The organism is Providencia sp. (genome assembly GCF_003533305.1).
Taxonomy (GTDB): Bacteria; Pseudomonadota; Gammaproteobacteria; order Enterobacterales; family Enterobacteriaceae; genus Providencia.
In genome coordinates, this window is sequence record NZ_DOEH01000015.1 from 73,943 (window position 1) to 98,705 (window position 24,763).

20 protein-coding genes are annotated in these 24,763 nt (G+C 38.2%); 15 read left to right on the forward strand and 5 right to left on the reverse strand.

Annotated elements, in window-relative coordinates; all coding sequences use genetic code 11:
• The first annotated feature begins 1 nt into the window (after position 1).
• The 10 genes from DD649_RS07725 (at position 2) to umoD (ending at position 11,518) form a co-directional block, all read left to right on the forward strand.
• A complete protein-coding gene (locus DD649_RS07725; RefSeq protein WP_294105556.1) occupies positions 2-793 on the forward strand; it encodes a metal-dependent hydrolase in 792 nt (263 codons plus the stop codon).
• Between the two features lie 51 nt (positions 794-844).
• Positions 845-1,195, forward strand: coding sequence for a purine nucleoside phosphoramidase (gene hinT, locus DD649_RS07730; RefSeq protein WP_294105559.1), 351 nt, complete (start codon positions 845-847; stop codon positions 1,193-1,195).
• On the forward strand, positions 1,195-1,620 hold the full coding sequence (locus DD649_RS07735) for a YcfL family protein (RefSeq protein WP_294105561.1): 426 nt from the start codon (positions 1,195-1,197) through the stop codon (positions 1,618-1,620). Before hinT ends, DD649_RS07735 begins: the two co-directional genes overlap by 1 nt.
• A 2-nt stretch (positions 1,621-1,622) precedes the next feature.
• Complete coding sequence (gene lpoB / locus DD649_RS07740) at positions 1,623-2,204, forward strand: penicillin-binding protein activator LpoB (RefSeq protein ID WP_294105564.1); 582 nt, start codon at positions 1,623-1,625, stop codon at positions 2,202-2,204.
• Positions 2,205-2,255: 51 nt separating this feature from the next.
• Positions 2,256-3,128, forward strand: a complete 873-nt coding sequence (locus DD649_RS07745; protein ID WP_336429835.1) for a phosphotransferase — start codon at positions 2,256-2,258, stop codon at positions 3,126-3,128.
• A 63-nt stretch (positions 3,129-3,191) separates the two neighbouring features.
• Positions 3,192-4,214 (forward strand): beta-N-acetylhexosaminidase, encoded by a 1,023-nt coding sequence (gene nagZ, locus DD649_RS07750; protein WP_294105569.1) that lies wholly within the window; start codon positions 3,192-3,194, stop codon positions 4,212-4,214.
• Between the two features lie 1,168 nt (positions 4,215-5,382).
• Positions 5,383-6,732, forward strand: coding sequence for an OprD family outer membrane porin (locus tag DD649_RS07755; RefSeq protein WP_294105571.1), 1,350 nt, complete (start codon positions 5,383-5,385; stop codon positions 6,730-6,732).
• A 30-nt stretch (positions 6,733-6,762) separates the two neighbouring features.
• On the forward strand, positions 6,763-8,385 hold the full coding sequence (locus tag DD649_RS07760; protein ID WP_294105574.1) for a bifunctional metallophosphatase/5'-nucleotidase: 1,623 nt from the start codon (positions 6,763-6,765) through the stop codon (positions 8,383-8,385).
• Between the two features lie 488 nt (positions 8,386-8,873).
• A complete protein-coding gene (locus tag DD649_RS07765) occupies positions 8,874-10,178 on the forward strand; it encodes an NAD(P)/FAD-dependent oxidoreductase (protein ID WP_294105576.1) in 1,305 nt (434 codons plus the stop codon).
• A gap of 728 nt (positions 10,179-10,906) precedes the next feature.
• Entirely contained in the window at positions 10,907-11,518 is a 612-nt protein-coding gene (gene umoD, locus DD649_RS07770) for a UmoD family flagellar biogenesis regulator (RefSeq protein WP_294105579.1), read from the forward strand.
• Between the two features lie 78 nt (positions 11,519-11,596).
• Here the strand turns inward: umoD and mfd are convergent, their stop codons facing one another.
• Entirely contained in the window at positions 11,597-15,040 is a 3,444-nt protein-coding gene (gene mfd / locus DD649_RS07775) for a transcription-repair coupling factor (protein ID WP_294105581.1), read from the reverse strand.
• A gap of 250 nt (positions 15,041-15,290) precedes the next feature.
• On the opposite strand from mfd, the gene lolC reads away from it, so the two are divergent.
• Genes lolC through lolE form a run of 3 tightly spaced genes read left to right on the forward strand, consistent with a single transcriptional unit; the run spans position 15,291 to position 18,434 of the window.
• Entirely contained in the window at positions 15,291-16,493 is a 1,203-nt protein-coding gene (lolC, locus tag DD649_RS07780; protein WP_294105584.1) for a lipoprotein-releasing ABC transporter permease subunit LolC, read from the forward strand.
• Positions 16,486-17,187 carry a lipoprotein-releasing ABC transporter ATP-binding protein LolD gene (lolD, locus tag DD649_RS07785; protein WP_336429841.1) on the forward strand — a complete coding sequence of 234 codons (702 nt, stop codon included), beginning with the start codon at positions 16,486-16,488 and terminating at the stop codon, positions 17,185-17,187. The genes lolC and lolD overlap by 8 nt, the downstream gene beginning before the upstream one ends.
• Entirely contained in the window at positions 17,187-18,434 is a 1,248-nt protein-coding gene (gene lolE / locus DD649_RS07790) for a lipoprotein-releasing ABC transporter permease subunit LolE (RefSeq protein WP_294105589.1), read from the forward strand. Before lolD ends, lolE begins: the two co-directional genes overlap by 1 nt.
• Positions 18,435-18,526: 92 nt before the next feature.
• On the opposite strand, the gene cyaB is transcribed toward lolE, so the two are convergent.
• Both cyaB and DD649_RS07800 read right to left on the reverse strand, forming a co-directional pair.
• Complete coding sequence (cyaB, locus tag DD649_RS07795; protein ID WP_294105591.1) at positions 18,527-19,093, reverse strand: class IV adenylate cyclase; 567 nt, start codon at positions 19,091-19,093, stop codon at positions 18,527-18,529.
• Between the two features lie 190 nt (positions 19,094-19,283).
• Positions 19,284-19,781 (reverse strand): TIGR00645 family protein, encoded by a 498-nt coding sequence (locus tag DD649_RS07800; protein ID WP_294105593.1) that lies wholly within the window; start codon positions 19,779-19,781, stop codon positions 19,284-19,286.
• Between the two features lie 325 nt (positions 19,782-20,106).
• Between DD649_RS07800 and cobB the strand changes: the two genes are divergently transcribed.
• Positions 20,107-20,937 (forward strand): Sir2 family NAD+-dependent deacetylase, encoded by an 831-nt coding sequence (gene cobB / locus DD649_RS07805; RefSeq protein ID WP_294106183.1) that lies wholly within the window; start codon positions 20,107-20,109, stop codon positions 20,935-20,937.
• 94 nt (positions 20,938-21,031) lie between these two features.
• Here the strand turns inward: cobB and DD649_RS07810 are convergent, their stop codons facing one another.
• Positions 21,032-21,742 (reverse strand): SDR family oxidoreductase, encoded by a 711-nt coding sequence (locus DD649_RS07810; RefSeq protein WP_294105595.1) that lies wholly within the window; start codon positions 21,740-21,742, stop codon positions 21,032-21,034.
• Between the two features lie 489 nt (positions 21,743-22,231).
• Here DD649_RS07810 and pepT point away from each other — a divergent pair, with 489 nt between their 5' ends.
• Positions 22,232-23,473 carry a peptidase T gene (gene pepT, locus DD649_RS07815; RefSeq protein WP_294105598.1) on the forward strand — a complete coding sequence of 414 codons (1,242 nt, stop codon included), beginning with the start codon at positions 22,232-22,234 and terminating at the stop codon, positions 23,471-23,473.
• A gap of 113 nt (positions 23,474-23,586) precedes the next feature.
• Here the strand turns inward: pepT and DD649_RS07820 are convergent, their stop codons facing one another.
• Positions 23,587-24,711 (reverse strand): cupin domain-containing protein, encoded by a 1,125-nt coding sequence (locus tag DD649_RS07820; protein ID WP_294105604.1) that lies wholly within the window; start codon positions 24,709-24,711, stop codon positions 23,587-23,589.
• Positions 24,712-24,763: the final 52 nt, after the last annotated feature.

The window sequence follows — 24,763 nt, forward strand, 5'->3', positions numbered from 1 at the left end:
TATGTTTGTAGTTGATTCACATTGTCATCTCGATTGCTTAGATTATGAAAAAATACACTCTAACGTTGATGATGTTATTACTAAGGCATCTGCGCGTGATGTCAATTTTATGTTAGCCGTTGCCACGACGCTGCAAGGCTTTGAAAGCATGAAACAGCTTATTGGGAAGCGTGATAATATTGCGTTTTCCTGTGGTATTCATCCACTAAATTTAGATGAAGGCCATGATTTTGAAAGATTAGCGCAATTAGCGGCTGGCAGTGAAGTTGTTGCCCTTGGCGAAACGGGGCTTGATTATTATTACCAGCAAGAAAATGCCGCGTTGCAACAAACGTCTTTTCGTCAGCACATTCGAATTGGGCGTCAAGTTAACAAACCTGTTATTGTGCACACTCGCGCAGCTCGTGAAGATACCTTATCGATTTTACGAGAAGAAAAGGTAACTGAGTGTGGGGGTGTTTTACATTGTTTCACTGAAGATAAAGATACGGCGATAGAATTACTTGATTTAGGAATGTATATCTCTTTTTCGGGAATTGTGACTTTTCGTAATGCTGAGCAAATAAGAGAAGCCGCACGTGTTGTCCCGCTTGATCGAATTTTAGTGGAAACTGACTCGCCATATTTGGCACCGGTTCCCCATCGTGGTAAAGAGAATCAACCTGCATATGTTCGTGATGTTGTGGAGTATATGGCTGTGCTTAAAGGTATTAGTGTTGAGCAGATGGCTGAAATTACCACAGAGAATTTTAATCGCTTGTTCCATTTGAATGTGGGTAAGAACAGCGATTAGGTTTTAACTAACCATAATATAAGTCATTATTGAATTATTAAGGAAAATGAAATGGCAGAAGAAACTATCTTCAGTAAGATTATTCGACGTGAAATTCCTGCTGATGTGGTTTATCAAGATGAACTGGTTACTGCATTTCGTGATATTTCACCGCAGGCACCGACTCACGTTTTGATTATTCCTAACAAGCTTATCCCTACCGTTAATGATGTTACCGCTGATGATGAACAAACACTCGGTCGCTTATTTACAGTTGCAGCTAAAATTGCCAAAGAAGAAGGCATTGCTGAAAATGGTTATCGCTTGATTATGAATTGTAATGAACATTCAGGCCAAGAAGTTTTTCATATCCATATGCACCTTGTTGGCGGACGCCATTTAGGCCCATTACTTGCAAAATAATGGATAATCCAGTGGGACATGTTGCTATAACGGCTAAGCGTTTTTTTGCACTCAGTATCATGATAATGGTATTGAGTGGTTGCCTTTGGGGCAAAAAAAATGGGCTCATATTTAACGAGCAGCAGCGGATAATTATGGAATCTGCGGTCTTAGCAGAAGGTATCATTGCTGAAAATCCGATCATCAGTGTGGAAAATTATCAAACAGCCGCCACAATTAATATTAGCAATATACAGCCACAAGCTGTGACAGTGTTATACCGCTTGTATTGGTATGATGAGCAAGGGCTGAGAATTGAAACATCCGCTGTTTTAACACAACAAATTCCAGGAAATTCGATGGTGACTGTTAATGCTGTGAGTCTTTCACCTTTAGCGCGCAATGTCCGTATTTATATATTCTTACCACCAAAGGCTGGAGAATAGTCATGAAACACGTTTTATGGGTTGCAATTGCAACGTTATTATTAGCTGGTTGTCCCTCTTATCCTCCGCAAGAGCCGGTTAAACAACCGCCAATCGTACCTGTAGAGCCTGAACAACCGCCACAAGTGACACCGCCACCACCGACAGATAAAGTACCTACACCACCAAAACAGCAAACTACGAATTGGTCTGCATCGATTACCCCTTTGGTTGGGCAAATGGCATCAGCGGAAGGTGTTGAAAGTGGTAAAGTGTTGTTGGTTGATTCGGTAAAAAATAATACAAATGGTTCTTTACCTGTACAAGTTGTCACCGGTGCCATGACCACTGCGGTTGAAAATACGCAACGCTTCAAGGTTGTGCCACAAAGTGTTGTGAGTTCGGCACGTAAAACATTGGGTTTATCACAAGATGATAGCCTTGTGACACGCAGTAAAGCGATTGGTTTAGGGCGTTACGTGCAAGCGGATTATGTCATTTACAGTGTTATTTCAGGTTCAACTAAAGAGCGCAATATTGAAATGCAGCTAATGGAAGTGCAAACAGGCGAAATTGTTTGGACGGGTAAACACACGATTGAGTAGTAAAAATCTGCACAATGAAAAGTCGAGCAGTAACCAGCTGAGTAATAAAAAGTGAATAACAATAATGCGTTATTCTCTTTGCTTATGCGTTATTTTCCTCATGTATTAACGCAAAATTGGGAGATAACGCCTTTAGCTGGTTTGTCTGGAGGCACATATTTATTACAAACTCGGTGTGCCCATCAGCGTATTAGTCTTATTGCTCGTGCCGATGGACAAACTCAGTCATCTTTATATGTTGATCGCGATAAAGAAGCACGAATTTTAAAGCAACTTGAACAATTTCCTTATGCCCCGAAATTGATTGGCCGCAATAGTCATTGGTTATTATTAACGTGGTGCGTAGGGCAAAACCCTCACTATACCACCTTTGTCTCTCCTGAATTTCAAGCAAAGCTCGCTAACATTGTTGCGCAGTTGCATTGCCATCCTTTATTAAATTATCGCTTACAATTGAGAAATGAAATTGCGCATTATGGTGCTCTTATCGATAAAAAGCGCCTATCGCCAAGGTGGAAAAAAATTCATCATCAATTTTTGACGATGAAAATGCCGAAAACATTAAAACTTGCGCCGGCGCATATGGATATTCATAGTGGAAATGTTGTCAGTAACAGTGATGGGAAAATAATGCTGTTAGACTGGGAATATGCAGCGAATACGGATATCGCATTTTCATTAGAAACTTATTTTCAATTCAATGAGCTTACTTTAAATCAGCAAGATTTCTTTCTTCATCATTACTGTGATGTCAGTGGTGCGTATAGCGATAAAATACGGCTAGCTAAGCACTGTCATTTATGGACGCCATGGGTAAAATATATGATGTTAATGTGGTATGAAGTGCAGTGGAATGAAAGTCATCAGCCGCAGTTTTTGCTACAATCACATTCATTAAGGCAATATTTCAATTTACTTGGTTGATAGTTAACGCTGATAACTGAGTTGATAATCATTTGTAGAATAGTTTAATAAGCGAGGCAGGATATGGGTCCGATAATGCTGGATGTTCAGGGATATGAGCTGGACAATGAAGAGCGCGAAATATTAGCCCACCCCTTAGTTGGCGGTTTGATTTTATTTACCCGTAACTTTCATGACGCCGCTCAATTAAGAGAATTAGTGCGTCAAATCAGAGATGCATCAAGACATCGCTTATTGATAGCTGTCGATCAGGAAGGTGGACGTGTACAGCGTTTTCGTGATGGTTTTACCGCCTTACCTTCAGCACAAGCTTTTGCTGAGCTAAACAGCCAAATGGATGGTGCAAAACTTGCTCAAGAAGCAGGGTGGTTAATGGCATCCGAAATGATAGCGATGGATATTGATATCAGCTTTGCGCCCGTTTTAGATTTAGGTCATCAAAGTATTGCGATTGGAGAACGTTCATTTCATGATAATCCTGAGATTGCAATGCTGATGGCTGAGCGTTTCATTAAAGGTATGCACAGTGCTGGAATGAAGACCACAGGTAAACATTTCCCTGGGCATGGTGCTGTAAAAGCTGATTCACATAAAGAAACGCCTCGTGATGAGCGTTCATTAGAAACCATTCGTGGTAAGGATATGTCGATTTTTAAAGATTTTATCCAGCGAGATTTATTAGATGCCATTATGCCAGCTCATGTTATATACACTCAGGTAGATGAACGTCCTGCAAGTGGTTCGCCATTTTGGTTGAAATCAGTGCTTCGTGAGCAACTTGGCTTTAACGGGGTTATTTTTTCTGATGACCTCTCTATGGAAGGCGCGGCTATTATGGGAAGTTACCCTGAAAGAGCTAGCGCTTCTTTAAATGCGGGTTGTGATATGGTTCTTGTTTGTAATAACCCTGAAGGAGCTGTGAGTGTTTTGGATAATTTACCAAAACAACAAAATAGCCAAGCCTCTAAGTTATATCATAGTGGTCGTCAATACAGTTTGAAAGAGTTGCAAAGTGTAGAGCGTTGGAAAGATGGTCATCGTCAATTAGTCAATTTGCACCAAAAATGGCAAGAGCATCGTCAGTAGTTTTATTGAATTTCTAATTTATCGATATCAGCTAGAAATTATATCTAGCTGATATACATCAAAATATGTAACAACCTCCGATTCCTTACCATGCTGATTCTTTGATGATCCATGTCAGATGGATAAATTTTCGATTCCCCCCTGATTAAAACATCTTCCATTACATTAATTATTGTTACTCTATCGTCCAAAATTTCACATGAGGTTAGTGAACGCAGTCGATACCCCAATAGTATTATTTCTAATCAATACCATTATTGTGCATCGGAAAAATATTGATTGTTTTTTAGCTTCATATAGTTTTAATCTCTTTTTATTTTTATTTTTTTAGGTAAATAGTCCATTAAGAGTTGGCAGTTATTAGTTAACTTGTCATATAAAACTAAAAATAGTACTGATGGAATTTACATCTAATTAGTGTGATTTCAAATTGTTAATATTATTTAACTGAAATGAAAATAATAAAAAAAGTTAAGTAATATAAAAAGATATTTATTAATAATGTTATATAGAAATAGATTGCAATGTATCCAAAATCTAATATTTCAATCTTTACTATTAAGTAATCGGTTGCTTTACCGATATGTAGAAGGTAATTACATATATCTGCATTTAAATTGTTTGGATAAATTTGAAATGTACCTAAATAGCGATTTTTAATTTTAATCGTTCAGTGGATATTAAAGTGAATACAACAGCGCAATGTGATGTAAATCACATTGAATCATAGATAAAATGCAAGTGATGTAACAGGTTGTGACAGTGATCGTTTTAATTGACGGTAAATTACGATAGCATTCAGATTATGACGAAATTATTACAATTCGAAGCTAATGAAGATTTACTCGACGAGAGATAAAAAACAAAAAAAACGCTGAACTGTTTAAGTTAAATATAACTAAATGTATGAGGATTACGCCTCATCGTACTCGTTTTGTCTATTTTTAAATAGTTATTAAGATAATAATTAAAGAGATAAGTAAGTTGATATTAGTGTTTAATTCTTTTGCGTAGAAAAATAAGATTTTAGTGTTTGAAATGGAAGTGATGTTTATTAAAAGTCAGTGAAGTTATTTTAAGCTAAATATAAAGATGGTGTTTTATTGCCCATGGCAACATGGGCAAACATAAAATTAATTCAAATAATCATTAACTAGGTTTATTCATAATGAAAGTTAAAAATTTTGTTTTACTAATGCTTTCTCCTTGTTATTTAGCCGTTACTGCAGCGAATGCGAGTAACTGGGAAGATACAATCAAGGAAAATTCGTTTGTTGCTGATTCTGAACTTGAGATTTCTACACGTAATATGTGGAAGTATTTAAAAACAGAAAATCGTTTTGACAAAGAAGAACAACGTTATAAAAAACAAGTCGCACAGGCTTGGGGTCAAAACTTACAACTTGATTATAAATCAGGTTATTTCGCTGATGTTATCGGGTTTGATGCTTCGTACTACGGTGGTATTAAACTTGCGGCAAGTAAAGACTTCGCCTCTCGTGCAATTTTGTATAACGATGATGGTGAAGCTAAAGGCTATAACAAAATTGGTCAACGCTACGCTAAAGTAAAACTTGATTTTGAACCTGTTAAAATAAATGGTAAAGCAGGTTGGTTTACACTGAAAAACAAGGGTATTTTTACTAACTCCCAACGTCTTTCTCTTAATACCTATAGCGGTTATTACACCAATACTGCACTCGGTGATTGGAATTTAGACTTGATGTATCTCGACAGTAAAGTAATGCGTCGTGATAGCCCTAATATTGATAAAATGTATTTTGATGACGGTAATGGTAAACGCCATGTCCTTGATCACGTAATTACGGGTGGCATCAATTATGAAACAAAACCGCTGAAAGTTTATTATTTCTATGGTCAAGCAGATGATGTATTCCGTCAACAAGGTCTCGAGGCTAAATATAAACTAACATCGGACGTTACACTGGCTTCTCAAATTTATAATCATGAGTATGGCAGTGACGGAAAACGTACTACTGAAAAAAATACAAAACGCAATTTTGATAAGAGAGCATGGCACTACGCGGGTACTGTCGAGTGGAAAGTGCCAGAAACGCCTTGGACTTTGGGTGCAGGCTTAACACATACCACGGCGAAAAAAACCAATGGCGTGGGTCAATTTGCACGTAATCCAATCGGTAATACGCGAGGTCGTTTTAATTCACCAGCCTACTCAGATATCGACTATGTTCGTGATGGCGAAACAATGTTAGGACTTTCTGCTGAATATCAAATTAATCCAGATCTCTCAGTGGGTGTTCGTTCTAACTATAGTGAATTCTCTTATGAAGGCGAAAAATTAAGACAAGGCCAAGCAGGTTTGTTTAGTTATTGGACGCCAATGAAGAATTTATCAATCTCTTTAAGCGGTGGTTATGGCTGGCACCATGAGCAAGAATCTGATTATTCTACACCGAAATTATATAATGGCCATTCACAGCGCGCGCATTCATTATCGGGCTCTATGACAACCACATATCGTTTCAAAATGTTCTAGAAAGTAGATGTTTATAAAAGGTAATAATAAATGAAACATAAAATTGGGTTACTCACAGTGCTTGTTGCTGGTGCATTAATGGCTGGTTGCGCACCTAAAACGACTAATGATAATTTGAAAGTTCAAGTTATTGGTATCAATGACTTCCATGGTGCACTTCAAGCACCAGGTGATGGTGAATTAGGTGGTATTGAGTCTATCGCGACCCTTATCAATCAATTAAGAGCTGAAAATAATAAAACGATCGTGGTGGGTGCAGGGGACTTAGTGGGAGCGAGTCCGCTACTTTCATCCATGTTTTATGATGAGCCTACGATTGAAGCTTTAAGTGCAATCGGCATGGAAACCAGCGCCGTTGGTAATCATGAGTTCGATAAAGGTAAAGAAGAGCTTTTAAGAAAACAAAATGGTGGCTGTCATCCAACTGCGGGTTGTGTCGGTAAAGACTCATTTGCAGGGGCTGATTTCAATTATTTAGCAGCTAACGTTATCGTGAAAGAAACGGGAAATACGCTGTTTCCTGCTTACTTTATCAAAGAGTTTGACGGTGTCCCCGTTGCATTCATTGGTCTAACACTTGAAGGTACGCCTGCGATTGTTACACCAAGCGGAACTGCGGGTTTAGAGTTCAAAAATGAAGTTGAAACTATTAATAAGCAAGTGCAATTGTTAAAAGCACAAGGTATTAATAGTATTGGTGTGTTGATCCATGAAGGTGCGACTCAACAAATTGATACCAAGAAAAAAGATATAAACCGTTGTGATAATATCCAAGGTCCAATCGTGGATATCGTGAAGCAATTAGATGGTGCTGTGGATTTTGTTGTTAGTGGACATACACATCAAGCTTATAATTGTGAAATTAATGGTAAAACAGTGATTTCTGCACAATCTAACGGGACATTGATTTCTCAACTGAATATCGAAATTGATAGAAAAACGAAAGATATTGTTAGCATTGACGCTAAAAATATCCCAGTTGAAACTAAGCGATATGAGAAAAATCCTGAGTTAACCACGTTTGTGCAAAAGTATGAGCGTATTTCTTTACCTATCGCCCAACAAGTGATGGGAACATTAAATGGCTCAGCGGATAAAAAATTATCGCCAGCGGGTGATTCAACACTCGGTAAAATTATTGCAGACGGACAATTGTATTCAGCCTCTTCAAAAGAAGCTGGCGGTGCACAAATTGCCTTTATGAATAGTGGTGGTATCCGTGCTGATTTGAAAGCAGGCGAGTTAACTTATGGTGATATCTTCACTGTGCAGCCTTTCTCAAATGTAATTGTGACTCAGTCATTAACTGGCGCTCAAATTAAGCTTGCACTAGAACAGCAATGGGATCGTGCTCGTCCACAAATTATGCCAGTTTCCAAAGGTTTCTATTATGAGTGGGACGATAGTCGTGCAGTTGGCGATAAAGTCATTCCAGGCTCAATGAAGCTTAACGGTAAGCCAATTGATATGAATAAGAGTTATCGTGTTGCTGCCAATGAATTCTTGGCAACAGGTGGAAGTCGTTTCTCTGCATTCAAAGAAGGTAAAGACCGTGTTTATGGTTTACCTGACAATGAAGCATTGATGCAATACTTCAAAGATAATTCACCAATTGCATTACCAACGGATACACGTATCAAAAAAGTTAAATAAGGTGAGTTTACCTATCAGCGTTGGATGACGCTATGATTTAACATTGAACAAACCCTGAAAGTAAATGACTATTTTCAGGGTTTTTTATCGCTATAATTCCTTCTCATTTTTTTGACTATTTCATCATAACTTCCTCAATTTTAATCCAAATATCACAATATAAATGATTACGTTATGGCTAATTTATTTTGATATGTAAAATATTAATGATTCGTATTATCAAATAGCTTGGACGGATTATCATAAATTGATTAATATCAGCATGGTCAGCGCTATCTGGATTCCTTTTTTTCAAAAAATGATTTGACGATTGTGATCGTTGTCATAATAATCAACTAAATTGATATTGATCAATATTTGGTATGACCAATGCGCCAGTCGTGATATTCTTTATTTTATTCGAGTTAATAGTGGTTAATTATTGTTATTAAAGATGTTTATGATGAGAAATCTTTAATAACATTAATATATTTTGTATTGAGGAAATTATGACCTTATCTCAACCTAAGATTGTCGTTATAGGTGGTGGTGCTGGTGGTTTAGAGCTGGCAACTCGCTTAGGACGCAAATTGGGCCGCAAAAAACGTGCCGAGATCACTTTAGTTGACCGTAATCCAAGTCATTTATGGAAGCCGCTATTACATGAAGTCGCTACGGGTTCATTAGATGATGGTGTAGATGCTATTAGCTATCTTGCCCATGCACGCCATAATGCATTTCATTTCCAATTGGGTTCGTTAACAAATATTGACCGTGAAAATAAAAAAGTGATTTTAGGTGAATTGCGCGATAAAAATGGCGAGTTATTAGTGCCATTGCGTGAATTACATTATGATTTTTTGGTGATAGCGCTCGGCAGTACCTCAAATGATTTCGGTACACCTGGGGTGAAAGAAAATTGTATTTTCTTAGATAGCCCGAACCAAGCGCATCGTTTTCATGATGAAATGCTTAATTTATTTCTTCGTTACTCGGTTCGTGATAATGCTGAAGAAAAAGTTAATATCGCGATTGTTGGCGCGGGTGCAACGGGTGTTGAGTTATCGGCTGAGCTCTATAATGCTGTTGAACAATTGACGAGTTATGGTTTCAAAGGTTTAGATACTGATGCATTAAACGTCACTTTGGTTGAAGCGGGGGAACGAATTCTACCTGCTTTACCTCCTCGAATTTCGGGAGCCGCACATCAAGAGCTGAACAAGCTCGGTGTCAATGTATTGACTAAAACGATGGTAATAAGTGCCGATAAAGAAGGTCTTAACACTAAAGATGATGGCAAAATTTATGCAGACCTTATGGTTTGGGCTGCTGGAATTAAAGCACCAGACTTTATGAAAGATATTGCGGGGCTTGAAACTAATCGTATTAATCAATTAGTAGTCAAACCGACGTTACAAACAACTCTCGATGATTCGATTTTTGCTATTGGTGATTGTGCCTCTTGCGCTAAGCCCGAAGGTGGATTTGTCCCGCCAAGAGCACAGTCTGCCCATCAAATGGCAAGTCGTTGCTATGATAATATTATTGCGATTATGAAACAAAAACCGCTTAAAGATTATATCTACAAAGATCACGGTTCTTTGGTTTCGTTGTCGCGTTTTAGTACCGTGGGTAGTTTGATGGGTAATCTGATGCGTGGAGACATGATGGTTGAAGGGCGTATTGCTCGATTTGTCTACATTTCGCTATATCGAATGCATCAAATAGCGCTTCATGGTTATGTGAAAACAGGATTGATGATGCTAGTAGGAAGTATTAACCGTATTATTCGACCTAAATTAAAACTTCATTAATTCAATCTTTAAAAATAGCGGTTAGGTATTTATTGGCAATAAAAATTCACCTTATTATATTAGGGTGAATTTATTGCTATGATGGGATCTTACTGCTTGACCACTCATTACCGCCCGAAACTAATTACAATGGTTATTATTTCTTTTGTTATGTATTTAAACGAATCTGTATTTAGAGATAGTTGAGATTTATGTATTTTGTTGTTAAATATAATTGATTTTATAAGTAAAGTTTAATTAAATAAATTTTAATTGTTACGAATTAAATAATTATTTAATTGTTTTTATGATAGAAAGCACATTAATTATTTAAAAAATATTATGACCTTATATTAAATAAATACGAAATATAATTAATGACTATTTGGAAAATTTTATAAAAAAGTTTTTTGGCTAAATGTTAGTCAAGGTTAGATTGTCTAAATTGAAGTTTATTTTGTATGTATTTTGTGCGTGATTTTTTAACATCATGATTAATATTGATTTTATCCTGTGATATCATTGGTGTAATATTGTTATTTTGGATAGAAGATAACATTAAATCTCGACTCATTTTGGGGGTATGCTATTAGAGTGACTTAATGTTTATAATTGTTTCAAAATATTATTAAAATAATATTTTGAAAATTAGGATTATTCTAAAAAACCTTATTTACTGTAGGTAATTATCGAATTATCCTAATTAATTGCTACAATAGATTCATTCTGTTTTTTTATAAGGGCATTCTATGAAGCTTAGATTTAAGTTGTTAACAGCATCAGTAGTTTGCCTTACTGTAATCTTAATTATAGCATTCCTAATAACTTCATTTTCTCGCTCTCCAGAAGCTAAATTAGCAACGGTATTATCTACAGAACCTATTAAATCAAATCGTATTATTGAATATGAAAATTGTGCAGTAACTGGGGTGCCAGGTACTTTTAGTCAAGAATCACTTTCCCGTTTTCATCCTGCGCAAAATGAATGCAAAATAGTGTTTATGATTGAAGCACTACAAGATAAATCATTTCCTTTCTTTTCAGATAGTCATCAACGAACTTGTGTGATTACTAAAAAAATGGAACTGGTTATCGTCGGATATGATGTGGTATATCGGATAGGGGATACAGTCGGTAAGGTTAGAACAGCTTATGACCCCGGCTTATTTATTCCATTGAATGAAGATGGCCGCTTAAATTTAACGGTGTCTAATAGTGCTGTCTGTGAGACATTACGAAGTGACGTTAAGGATTTAGCCCCTTTTTACTGTATCAAGCAAAACGAATTACTGACGAATAATGACCCTTCCTCCATTTTGGAATTAAAACCCAGCAAAAATACCTATGGTTTTTTCGAGTAATAGCTTATTTTTGAATCATACCAATTGAAGTGATAAAAAAGACTATCAAGGTTTATTTCTGATAGCCTTTCTTGTTATCTATGATAATTGATGCTCTTCAAAATCCGTCAGTAGCTGCTTAATAAATTCGATTCTACCGACTCGATCACTCAGGTCATTGAAGAATTTCAATCGTACAGGGCCATCTAAACGATAGGTTTGTGGTTGTCCTTGTAATAAGCTGATTAAAAAGCTTGGGTCGACTTTATTTTTCTCACCAAACTCAATAAATCCACCTTTTTCATGGGCTTCAATTCGTTTCACACCAAGAGCTTGTGCTTGTAGTCGTATCGCAGCGTTAGCGAGCAAGAATTTACCTGCATCTGGTATTTTACCAAAACGGTCAATTAGTTCTGTACGTAACTCATTCAGCTCGAGTGAATCTTTGGCGCTAGCAATGCGTTTATAGAAAGAAAGTCTGATATTTACATCATGAATATAATCATCAGGCAACAAGACTGGCATTCTTAATTCAACTTCTGTTTGTTGATTCGTTAAATCTTCAAGGGAAGGTTCACGACCTTCTTTTAATGCATCCACGGCGCTTTCTAGTAATTCCATATATAGCGTGAAGCCTATGGTTGTCATTTGTCCACTTTGGTCATCACCCAGTAATTCACCTGCTCCTCGAATTTCTAAGTCATGGGTTGCAAGTGCAAAACCTGCGCCGAGATCTTCTAATGACGAAATAGCTTCAAGGCGTTTATGGGCATCAGCTGCCATCGCTTTCGGGTGTGGCGTCAGTAAATAAGCATAAGCTTGATGATGGGAGCGACCAACACGACCTCGTAGCTGGTGTAATTGTGCTAAACCGAAACGATCTGAACGTTCAATCACAATTGTATTGGCTGTTGGGATGTCGATGCCCGTTTCAATGATAGTGGTACAAATAAGGACATTAAAACGTTGATGGTGAAAATCGGTCATTACCCGTTCTAATTCACGCTCTCGCATTTGTCCATGCCCCACAACAAAGCGGGCTTCAGGGACTAATTTCTCAAGACGCTCTTTCGTTTTCTCTATATTTTCTACGTCGTTGTATAAATAGTAGACCTGCCCGCCGCGCAAGGTTTCACGTAATATTGCCTCACGTACGATTAAATCGTCATATTGGCGAACAAAGGTTTTAACCGCTAAACGACGCGCTGGTGGTGTTGCAATGATAGATAAATCACGCATACCACTCATTGCCATATTTAGTGTACGGGGAATTGGCGTGGCTGTTAGGGTTAAAATATCGACGTCTGCTCGCATGGCCTTAATGCGTTCTTTATGACGGACACCAAAACGATGTTCTTCATCCACGACCAACAGACCTAAATCTTTCCAGATGATATCTGGCTGAAGCAGTTTGTGAGTACCAATTAAGATATCAACTTTACCTTCAGCGGTTTCAGCAATAATTTGTTGTTGTTCTTTTGCTGTTTTGAAGCGCGACAGCATTTCAATCTTAACCGGCCAATTTGCAAATCTATCTCTGAAATTATCAAAATGTTGCTGAGCAAGTAGGGTAGTCGGCACTAATACAGCAACTTGTTTATTATTGTTGATCGCAAGAAATGCTGCTCGCATAGCAACTTCAGTTTTACCAAAGCCGACATCACCACAAACTAATCTATCCATGGCTAAAGGTTGGCACATATCACTTAAAACAGCATTGATTGCCATTTCTTGGTCAGGCGTTGTTTCAAAAGGAAAACCTTGGCAAAACTCTTGATATTGTTGTTTGTCATGTTTGAAAGCAAATCCAGCTTTTGCTGCACGCTGAGCATAAATATCCAGCAACTCAGCGGCCACATCGCGTACTTTTTCAGCGGCTTTTTGGCGCGCTTTGCCCCAACTATCGCTCCCCAATTTATGTAATGGGGCATTTTCATCCGCTCCACCTGAGTAGCGGCTAATTAAATGTAATGATGATACGGGAACATACAGTTTATCTGAGCCTGCATAAGTCAGTATGAGGTATTCGGCTGTTATACCGCCAGCTTCAAGTGTGGTTAACCCTTGATAGCGGCCTACACCATGCTCAATATGAACAACAGGTTGTCCTGGACGTAATTCAGCAAGATTACGAATTAAGGTATCTGTATTAATGGTGCGGCGGTTATCAGCACGCCGGCGAACAACTCGCTCTCCAAGCAAATCACTTTCACAAATCAGTGCCCTGTGTAAGCTTGATTGAATAAATCCATGCTCTGCTGCACCTAGCGTTATTGCAAAACGGCTCGTGGTTTGATGCGTATAGTCATCAATAATCTCAGGGCGAATTTTCAAGCGTGCTAATAATTCTGTAACAGTTTCACGGCGGCCTTCGCTTTCTACTGAAAAAACAACGGTACCATCAAATTGTTCTATAAATTGGCGCAGTTTCTCTAACGGGGTTTTACTTTGCCCTTGGGTACTGATATCCGGCAATGGTAGATAATCTAAATTAGTATTGGCGGCTTTATCTGCTAGTTTTTCTGCTGATAGTTGAACTCGAGGCCATTTTTTTAATGATTGATTAAGTTGTTCAACGGTCAACCATAAATCTGCGGGTGGTAGCAACGGACGCATCGGGTCAACGCTACGACTTTCAAAACGCTGTTGGGTATCAGATTGAAAACGTTCTGCGGCTTCTTGCAAACTTTGTGAGACAAATAAGGTGTTATCGGGAAAATAATCAAAAAGCGAACTTAGTGGCTCGGGGAAAAAGAGCGGTTGCCAATATTCAATGCCTGTTGGTAGTGTGTTTTTACTGACTTGTTGATAAATATGTTCAGGATCTCGACGAACTTCAAAGCGTTCGCGCCATTGACTACGAAAGCGTTCAATTGCCTCTTTGTCTGTAGGGAATTCATGAGCCGGTAATAAATTAATGCTCGTCACTTCGTCAAGGGTTCGTTGAGAATCCACATCAAAAGTACGTAAACTATCAATTTCGTCATCAAAGAAATCAAGACGAAATGGTAATGAACTTCCCATCGGGAATAAATCGAGTAAAGCGCCTCTTATGGCGTATTCACCATGTTCTAAAACTTGTTCGACATGGCGATAGCCTGCTTTATCGAGCTCTATTGTCAAGTTTTCGCGCGAAAGTTTATCGCCTTTTGCCATTACGAGTGCATGACTGGTTAAAAAACTCGATGGACACACTTTCTGCATTAAGGTATTAACCGGTAAGATTAATGCGCCTTTTTGCATTGTTGGCAAATGATAAAGTGTCGATAAGCGATGAGAGATAATTTCTTGATGAGGCGAAAAATTATCGTAAGGCAAGGTTTCCCAATCCGAGAGTGTTTCGATTGGATGATGAGAAAACTGTTGCATTTCATCTCTCAAGCGTAATGCATTTTGCATATCGCGAGTGACAATAACGACAGGGCCTTGATGACGTTCCATCATCTGTGCACATTCAAGGGCACCAGCTGCACCTATTAGGCATCCTAAATGGCGAACATCGCCACTACGGCTAGGCAGTTCATAACGAGTTTTTAACGACATAAAAATATTCGGCTTCTCACAGCTATTAGTTAAAAAATTAAGCGACTAGCTAAACTTGCAGTTCAGTTACCGATAAAAAATTATCAATAAATTAGTCCGCTTTACTCCATGATTTGTCTGAAAGTAACGCAAATAGGTATATCAATAATAAAAAAAACCACAAAAGCAGGGTTGGGTGGTTCCATTCATCTATCGTACCCTTTATTATCGCTAAACACTTCGCTTTGGCAACAGGGGCATCAAAGATTTCATGCACCAATCTGTCTCAATATTCATAGGTCTGCGCTATATGCGCGGACGAGCTGCTGATAAATTTGGTCGTTTTGTTTCCAGTTTATCGGCAATAGGTATCACACTTGGGGTTACGGCATTAATTACAGTAACTTCAGTAATGAACGGCTTCGAGCGATCGCTACAAGATAGCATACTTGCATACATGCCGCAGGCTATATTGACATCAGCAACTGGAAATATTGACCCAAAAGCACATCCTCTTTCTGACCTACAGCACTTGCAGGGGGTGAACTACATTACTCCTACAGTGCAATCGGATGTGGTCTTACAAAGCCGTACCAACGTTGGTGTCGGTATGATGACAGGGGTTAATGTTAACGAGCCATCTCCGTTATTGGATAAGCTGATTAGCGGCGACCGTAAAGAACTTGTCGAGGGAAGTTACAATGTTTTTTTAGGGAGTCGATTAGCGGAAACCTTAGGGCTTAAGCGTGGCGATGATGTGCGTTTAATCATACCTGGAGTGAGCCAATTAACACCGATGGGGCGCATTCCGAGTCAGCGACTATTTACCGTCGCGGGTATTTTTCAAACTAATGGTGAAGCTGATACGAGCGAATTAATTGTTGCGCAGTCAGATGCCGCTAGAATTTTACGTTACCCTATTGGCCATGTGACAGGGTGGCGATTATTTTTGGATGAGCCTCTCAAAGTAGATATTTTGAGTAAGCAAATTTTACCTGACGGGCTTGTCTGGACGGATTGGCGTGAACGCAAAGGTGAGTTTTTTCAAGCTGTTAAAATGGAAAAAAATATGATGGGATTATTGCTCAGCCTGATTATTGCGGTTGCAGCATTTAATATCATTACATCACTTTCTTTGCTTGTTATGGAAAAGCAAGGAGAGGTGGCGATCCTTAAAACATTAGGATTAAAGCGTGGTCGTATATTGGCGATATTCATGATCCAAGGTGCAGGGGCTGGTATTATTGGTACTTTAATCGGCACGTTCTTGGGTATATTGCTTTCGAGCCAATTGAATGTATTGATGCCGTTAATTGGTTTGCTACCTAAAGGGGTGGCATTACCCATTGTACTTGATTACCCCGGTATTTTAATTATTGCACTTTCCGCTATGTTTATTTCGTTGCTTGCTACGCTATACCCTTCTTGGCGTGCGGCAGCGGTGCAACCTGCTGAGGCTTTACGTTATGAATAATCAACCACTTCTTGTCTGTGAAAATTTAAGTAAGGTTTATCAAGAAGGGCCAATGACGACAGAAGTGTTGAAAAACGTTAATTTTTCAATGAATGAGGGAGAAATGATGGCAATTGTCGGCAGCTCAGGCTCTGGCAAAAGTACATTATTACACCTATTAGGTGGGCTAGATACGCCTTCTCAAGGTAATGTTATTTTTAAAGGGCAACACATTAACCAGTTGTCTTCTGATTCAAGAGCTGAAATCCGTAATAAAGAATTAGGTTTTATTTATCAATTTCATCATTTATTACCTGATTTTACCGCCTTAGAAAATGTTGCGATGCCCTTATTAATTGGTGGTGTATCGAAAACACAAGCTTTTGCTAAAGCGACAGAAATGCTTACGGCCGTGGGGTTGGCTCACCGTGCGGGGCATCGCCCATCAGAACTTTCTGGTGGTGAGCGCCAACGAGTGGCAATAGCGCGAGCATTAGTGAATGACCCTGCTTTGGTACTCGCTGATGAACCGACAGGGAATCTGGACTTACGTAATGCAGATGCAATTTTTGAATTGCTAGGTGAGCTTAATCGTAAGCAACGAACTGCATTTTTAGTCGTTACTCATGATATGAAACTTGCGCATCGTTTATCACGTCAATTAGAAATGCGTGATGGACATTTACAGCAGGAACTCAGCTTGGGGGCTAACTGATGCTTAAAATGCCTCTGACGCTATTAGCGGCATTACGCTTTAGTCGAGGACGCCGCCGAACAGGCATGGTGTCTTTGGTTTCTATTGTGTCAACGCTTGGGATCGTATTGGGTGTTGCGGTATTGATTATTGGTTTAAGTGCCATGAATGGTTTTGAGCGCGAGCTAAATAATCGTGTGCTTTCAGTGGTACCCCATGGACAAATCTATGCTGTTAAACCGCCTTATAATGATTGGAAATTCACTGAGGATATTATTCGTAAAACGCCAGGCGTGCAGGGCGTTAGTCCCTATGTGAATTTTACCGGTTTACTTGAGCGTGGCGCAAATCTAAAAGCGATTCAAGTGATGGGTGTTTCAAAAGAAAGCCAATCGGAAGTTAGCGCTTTACCTCAATTCATTCTTAATGATGCATGGCAGCATTTTGAAGCAGGTAAACAATCGATTATTTTAGGCCAAGGGGTTGCTAATTCACTGAATGTAAAAGTAGGTGATTGGGTGACTATCATGATCCCAAATACGGATACTAGCTTAAAAATTCAGCAGCCAAAACGCATTCGAGTTCAGGTATCTGGTATTTTTCGTTTGAGTGGATTACTTGACCACCAGTTGGCCCTAATTCCTCTTGCGGATGCTCAAGAATATCTTGGTTATGACAATGGAATTAGTGGATTTGAAATTAAAGCGGATGACCCATTTATCGCTGATAAAGTTGTCTATGATGCAGGGTTAAGGACAATGCATCATGTCATGGTTAAAAGTTGGATTGGTGACTATGGCTATATGTACAACGATATTCAAATGGTACGAAGTATTATGTATCTAGCGATGATTTTAGTCATTGGCGTCGCATGCTTTAATATCGTTTCGACGTTAGTGATGGCGGTTAAAGATAAAAGCAGTGATATCGCAGTATTTCGTACTTTAGGAGCCAAAGACCGACAAATTCGCGCTATTTTCTTATGGTATGGCTTATTAAGTGGTCTAATTGGTTCTTTAATTGGCGTGATATTTGGTGTACTTATTTCGCTTAATTTAACCACGATGATCAAAGGATTAGAATTATTGATTGGGCATCCTATTTTATCTGGTGATGTATATTTTATTGATTTCTTACCATCAGAGTTGCACTTTATGGATGTTATTTATGTGCTAATAACAACGATTGTCCTGAGTTTATTAGCGAGTTGGTATCCTGCTCGCAGAGCAAGTAAGTTAGATCCTGCGCGTATTCTAAGTGGGCAATAGTCGCTATTAATCGTAGTGAACAATAATTTTTCTGCTCTATCCTATTGGGTTAGTTATTTTGAGTGAGCTATTCATTCGGTAACTAGCCCAATCTATTTAGTTGTGATCCCTTTGCTTATTTTTTCTAAAAATAACTGCTTATAGCTTCGTTTCTCAATTAATTCTTCCGTAAACCCATAATGGATTGCTAGATTCATAAGGCGTTGATTAAACTCATTAAGTCGCATTATGTCATCGGTCATAATTGCGAACTCAGCGAACCAACCGAAATCAGTAAGATTGTCTATTGTGATATGAACGTCGTTGAGAAAATAAATACTGCGTGTTTTCGTTAAAGTTAAATTGCATTGGTAACCTAATGTTTGCAGCATATTTTTGACATGTTGGCAGTCATCTATATTAATGGCTTTACATTCAGTAGCACTAGGACCCTTAACTATCCATAATTTGATCCCCGATGGGGTCATTTCTCTGACTGACATACTGATATTTTTATCGGCAAGTGATGTATTTTCATTATCGAAAAAATAGTCTGTTTCTATATTGTCTGAGGTAAAAACCTGAGCTTTATCGTTAATTATTTTTTGTAAAAATGCTTGAGGATCAGGTAGTTTGAATTTAATTTCAGCTTCATATTTTCCGACAAAATGTTCGCTCATGAGATTTACCTGTCTTGTCATTACCGTTTGTTTTAATTAACGGGATGGTAGCACAGGTTACTAAGTGTTTGGTTGTAAAGGTGAGACTATTTTTAGGTAAAGCACCTATTTGAACTGAATGATAAATAGGCGCTTTAAAATTGGAAGATGAGTCTGATTTTCTAAATATTAAGAGTAAAATAGCACCGTATTAATAGGCTTCTTTTTTGGTCATTTTGTCTAAATAACCCATAACAAAAGCTGAAAGAACAAAGGTGAGGTGGATAATGACGTACCACATCAATTTGGTATTTTCTATATTTTGTAGGTTCATAAAGATTTTTAGTAGATGAATCGAGGAAATGGCAACAATCGAAGCCGCAACTTTATTTTTTAATGAAGTTGCATCCATTTTGCCAATCCAACCTAGTTTATCACTACTATCAGGGATACTAAGTTGAGAAACAAAGTTTTCGTAACCTGAAAACATGACCATGACTAATAAGCCACCGACTAATGCCATATCAATCAATGATAATAACGTGAGGATGAGGTCAGCTTCTGGAATGGCGAGGATATTAGGTAAAATATGAAACAGTTCTTGGAAGAATTTAATTGTTAACGTAAGCAATGTAAGTGAAAGCCCAAAATAGATAGGGGCGAGGATCCAACGTGATGCATACATTGTTTTTTCGAAGAACTTTTCCATGAAAACCCTTTTAAGTGATAAAAATGATAACAGATAAAACTGTATGTCACATTTTAGCGGTTTGGGGGCATGTGGATAAAGGTTTTTTTGTTAATATTATGATTTAGGGTGTTAAGCTGACGTAACTATCCTTTTTAACCGTCAGTCATTTAATGAATTTAGCATTGTTTTGTCTGTATTCATGATGGTGATGTGTTTGAGTGTGTTAACATTTACATCATGTAGAAGTGATATTATAAGTCATTCTTAGTAAAAATTATTTTTACAGTAAACTGTCGCCAAGACTTGTTGCTAAAACGCATGGATGAAAGGATGTTTTCTGATGTTGCGATACCGTTATAGATTAAAAAAAGTTAAAAAAAATAAGTGTGTGCGCCGCCAGCGACTTCGCAATCGGGCTTTTTATATTGATAGTAGACTAGCTGATATGAAAAAAGTGAACATTGTTGTATTAACTGGAGCCGGTATATCTGCCGAGTCTGGAATTCAAACCTTTCGTTCTGCCGATGGATTGTGGGAAGAGCATCGTGTTGAGGATGTGGCTACGCCAGAAGGCTTTGCGCGTGATCCTAAATTAGTTCAACGCTTTTATAATGAGCGCCGTCGGCAGCTACAAAGCGATGATATAAAGCCAAATGCTGCACATTTTGCATTGGCACAATTAGAAGAACTATTAGGTGATAGATTTTTACTTATCACACAAAATATTGATAACTTGCATGAAAGAGCAGGTAGTAAACGAATTGTTCATATGCATGGTGAACTGCTTAAAGTACGTTGCAGTTGGTCAAATCAGGTTCTCGATTGGAAGGGCGATTTAGCTGTTGATGAACGCTGCCATTGTTGCCAATTTCCTCAACCTTTGCGCCCGCATATTGTGTGGTTCGGTGAAATGCCATTGGGTATGGAACGTATTTATCAAGCGCTTGAAGATGCAACAATTTTCATTTCTATTGGTACATCAGGGCATGTTTACCCTGCGGCAGGTTTTGTACATGAAGCAAAATTACACGGTGCCCATACTGTTGAGCTTAATTTGGAACCTAGCCAAGTAGAAAGTGAGTTTGAAGAAAAACACTATGGATTAGCGAGTAAGGTGGTTGTTGAGTACATTAATAAGCTAGTTACTGAGCTTAATTCAGCGAACAAAATCTAATTTTTGATAGTTAGAGTCATCGAAACAGCTGAAAAGGGAGCATTAGACTCCCTTTTAGCGATTTTAGAAATAAAGTATTCAATCTGATTCTATTTTAAACGTTCTCATCCATCATCGCTGGCATGGTGATTTCTTTTACACAGGTCGCATTGCTGGTACTTAAAATAAAGCGAACAGCATTAATAACATCTTGCAGGGGGATTAACTTGCCTTCGCTGTGTTCAATAACTTCGTTTACAGGCATCGATAATGGATATTCTGTCGCTAAGTAACCTAAGTTAAGAATAGATATACCAATTTTATCCTCTCGTAATGTTTCCCTTAGGGATTGAACAATACCTCGCAGAGCATATTTAGTTGCAGAAAAAGTCACTTCTTTGCTCTTATGATTATCCAGCCCCCATGTGGAGCCAATAAGTATTATTTTGCTGTTATTGGCTAATCTTAGGTTTGCTAACAGGCTTTTTAAATTTAATAGGCATGCACTAATATTTGTTTGAATGATATTGAGTAATTCGAGATCATCAGAGGATTCAAATGTATATTCTTCAGTAAATGCTAATTTTTCCCAGATACCGACGTTATAAATAAGCGTATTTATAGGGCGTTCACCCACTTTGTTTTTAATCATTTGTGCGCAGTTTATTTGATTAAGGTCGGCTTGGATCCAATGAAAATTATCTGCTTTAAACGGCGGCACAGAACGTGAGACCCCATAAATAAAATCTTTTTCGGAGGGTATTCCTTCAATAAGTGCTTTGCCTAAACCTTTACTCACACCATAAATTAAAAATGTTTTTGACATTTGATTACCTGTAAAATTAAGTGTAAATACACCTTATTTTTATAAGGGATAATAGCGTTACAATATTAAGTATTAGTGTATAGCATGAATGAATGGGTAGATGTTTGGTTAAATGTGCATATAAATTAATAATGTTAAATTAATACTATCGTCTCAAAAATAATTCGACTTACTGAAATAAAGCATTTATTTTTAAAGTGTTAGCATTAAAATTAACTTGACTTCATATTATTTAACTTAAGATTATTATTTCTATATTAAACCATGAGGTATAGTTACAATAATACTAAATTATTATTGATATCCTAATTATTAGGTAGTTGATAGTCAATAAGATGCTATTTTGAGTAAATAGAGAGTAGTTAACGAATTAACTATTCAATTTTTATTTAAAAAATCACCTGCATTAACCTCAAAGCTGATTTGAAACAATAATTGTTTGTGTGATCTTTCCCATAATATGAATATTAATATTAAGGGGGATGGAGTATGGACAAACTCTTGGAGCGGTTTTTTGAATATACTGCTTTTGATACACAATCAAAACTGAATGCAAAAACAGTACCTAGTAGCAGTGGCCAACTAAAATTTGCCCGTGCGTTGCATAAAGAACTGAATGAGTTAGGATTTGAAAAAGTGACATTGACTGATCAAGGTTGCTTGACGGCCTATTTGCCATCAAACGTTGATTGGGATGTGCCAACTATTGGATTTATTTCTCATCTGGACACGGCGCCTGACTTTTCGGGCAAAAATGTTTGTCCACAAGTGCTAGAAAATTATCGTGGTGGTGATATTGCATTAGGGATTGGCGATGAAGTTTTATCCCCCGTGATGTTCCCTATATTGCATCAAATGATAGGTAAGACTCTTATCATGACTGACGGTAAAACGTTACTTGGTGCTGATGATAAAGCGGGCATTGCCGAGATAATCACTGCGCTAGTGCGCTTGAAAGCAAATAATACGCCACATGGAAAAATTTGTATTGCTATCACACCTGATGAAGAGATAGGGCGTGGGGCTCGTCATATTGATTTTAAAGAGTTCGATGCGCTTTGGGCTTATACCGTTGATGGTGGCGGTGTCGGTGAGCTTGAGTATGAAAATTTTAATGCGGCCAATGTCTCCATTAAAATTGTGGGTAATAATACCCATCCAGGTATGGCTAAAGGGGTTATGGTCAATGCATTAACTTTAGCTAATCGCATTCATTCAATGTTACCTGCTGATGAAACGCCTGAAAATACTGAGGGTTATGAAGGATTTTATCATTTGACCTCGATTAAAGGAACGGTAGAAAAAGCAGAGTTAAATTATATTATTCGAGATTTTGACCTTAATGGCTTTGAAGCAAGAAAGAAAAATGTCATTCGGATTGCTGAAAAAGTCGGAGAAGGGCTGCATCCTAGCTGTTATATCGAGCTCACTTTAGATGATACTTATTACAATATGCATAAAGAAGTAATGAAATTTCCGCATGTTGTAGAGCTAGCAAAACAAGCCATGATTGATTGTGACATTAAACCTATCATCCAACCTATTCGTGGTGGTACTGATGGTGCTCAATTATCTCATCGCGGCCTACCGTGCCCGAACATCTTCACTGGTGGATATAATTTTCATAGTAAACATGAATTTATAACTCAAGAAGGGATGGAGCAAGCGGTTAGTGTCATCATGCGTATCGCTGAGTTGACGGCAATACACGCAAGCAATAATCAATCGTAATCAAATTATATTTATCTGACTACAGTAAAACGCCCTACACAGTTCAATGTATAGGGCGTTTTGTTTATTAATAAAGGCCTATTAAGATTAATTATTGAATGCGATTATTAATATTAGTCGTCAAAATACCAGTATCCATTATTTACCAGTGCAGTAATTAATGGGATAAAATTCACATCATCAATTGCATCGCCGAGCGTCTTACTATTTACCGAATCAAATCGGCATAGGCTATCTGCTGCTTCATAACACTGAGTCTCTAAACATTCGCCATTGACAAAAAATTGGTCGCCAACACGTAGAGCTCTTAACCCGTTGAGTTTGTACAAAGTTTCATCTTGAGTTTTCAACAAGTCATAAATTTCTTCTTGCGTATATGGCGGCTCTGGTGGTGCAACATCTAATTCATGGCGAGATTGAGAAATGTACTCACCTAACCACTTGCGGAATAATTCAGGGTCATTAATCAGAGAGACCATCATTTCACGTAGCTTAATTTGCTCACCTTGCAAAACTTCGGCGGGATTATCACGAAATGATAAATCAGGATCGCTATAGCGATAACTCCCAAGATCATTCGAAATCAAATGGTCGGCAAAGCTACTAATCAGTTCACGGGTATTTGGCGCGCGAAAGCCTACAGAGTAGTTTAGGGAAGGCTCGATGGCATAACCTTCATGTGGGAATCCAGGTGGAATATAGAGAATATCTCCAGGTTCCATCTCTTCATCAATAATCGCATCAAATGGATGGACTTGGAGTAGGTCGGGGTGAGGGCTGTGCTGTTTCATTGGGATTTTTTCCCCAACGCGCCATTGTCTACGACCTTCACCTTGAATAATAAACACATCGTATTGGTCAAGGTGTGGGCCTACGCCACCCCCAGGTACTGAATAAGAAATCATTAAGTCGTCCATGCGCCAGTCAGATAATACTCTGAATGGTTTCATTAGCGCCGAGCTTGGGTGATGCCAATGATCAACGGCTTGAACGAGTAGTGACCAATTTTCTTCACCTAAGTGTTCATAGCTTTCAAATGGGCCATGACCCACTTGCCAATTTCCTTCTTTGTGGCTGACTAGACGGCTATCAACCTCATTTTCCATCGCTAATCCCGCAAGTTCATCAGGCGAGATAGGATCAATAAAACGCGTAAAACCCTGTTTAATAAGCAGCGGTCGTTTCTGCCAATGACTGTCAAGAAAACTCTGCCAGTCAAGATTCAGTTTATAATCCATCTTATTGTCCCTATTAGAAAACATGTCGTAAATAGTATACCTGAAATGGCCT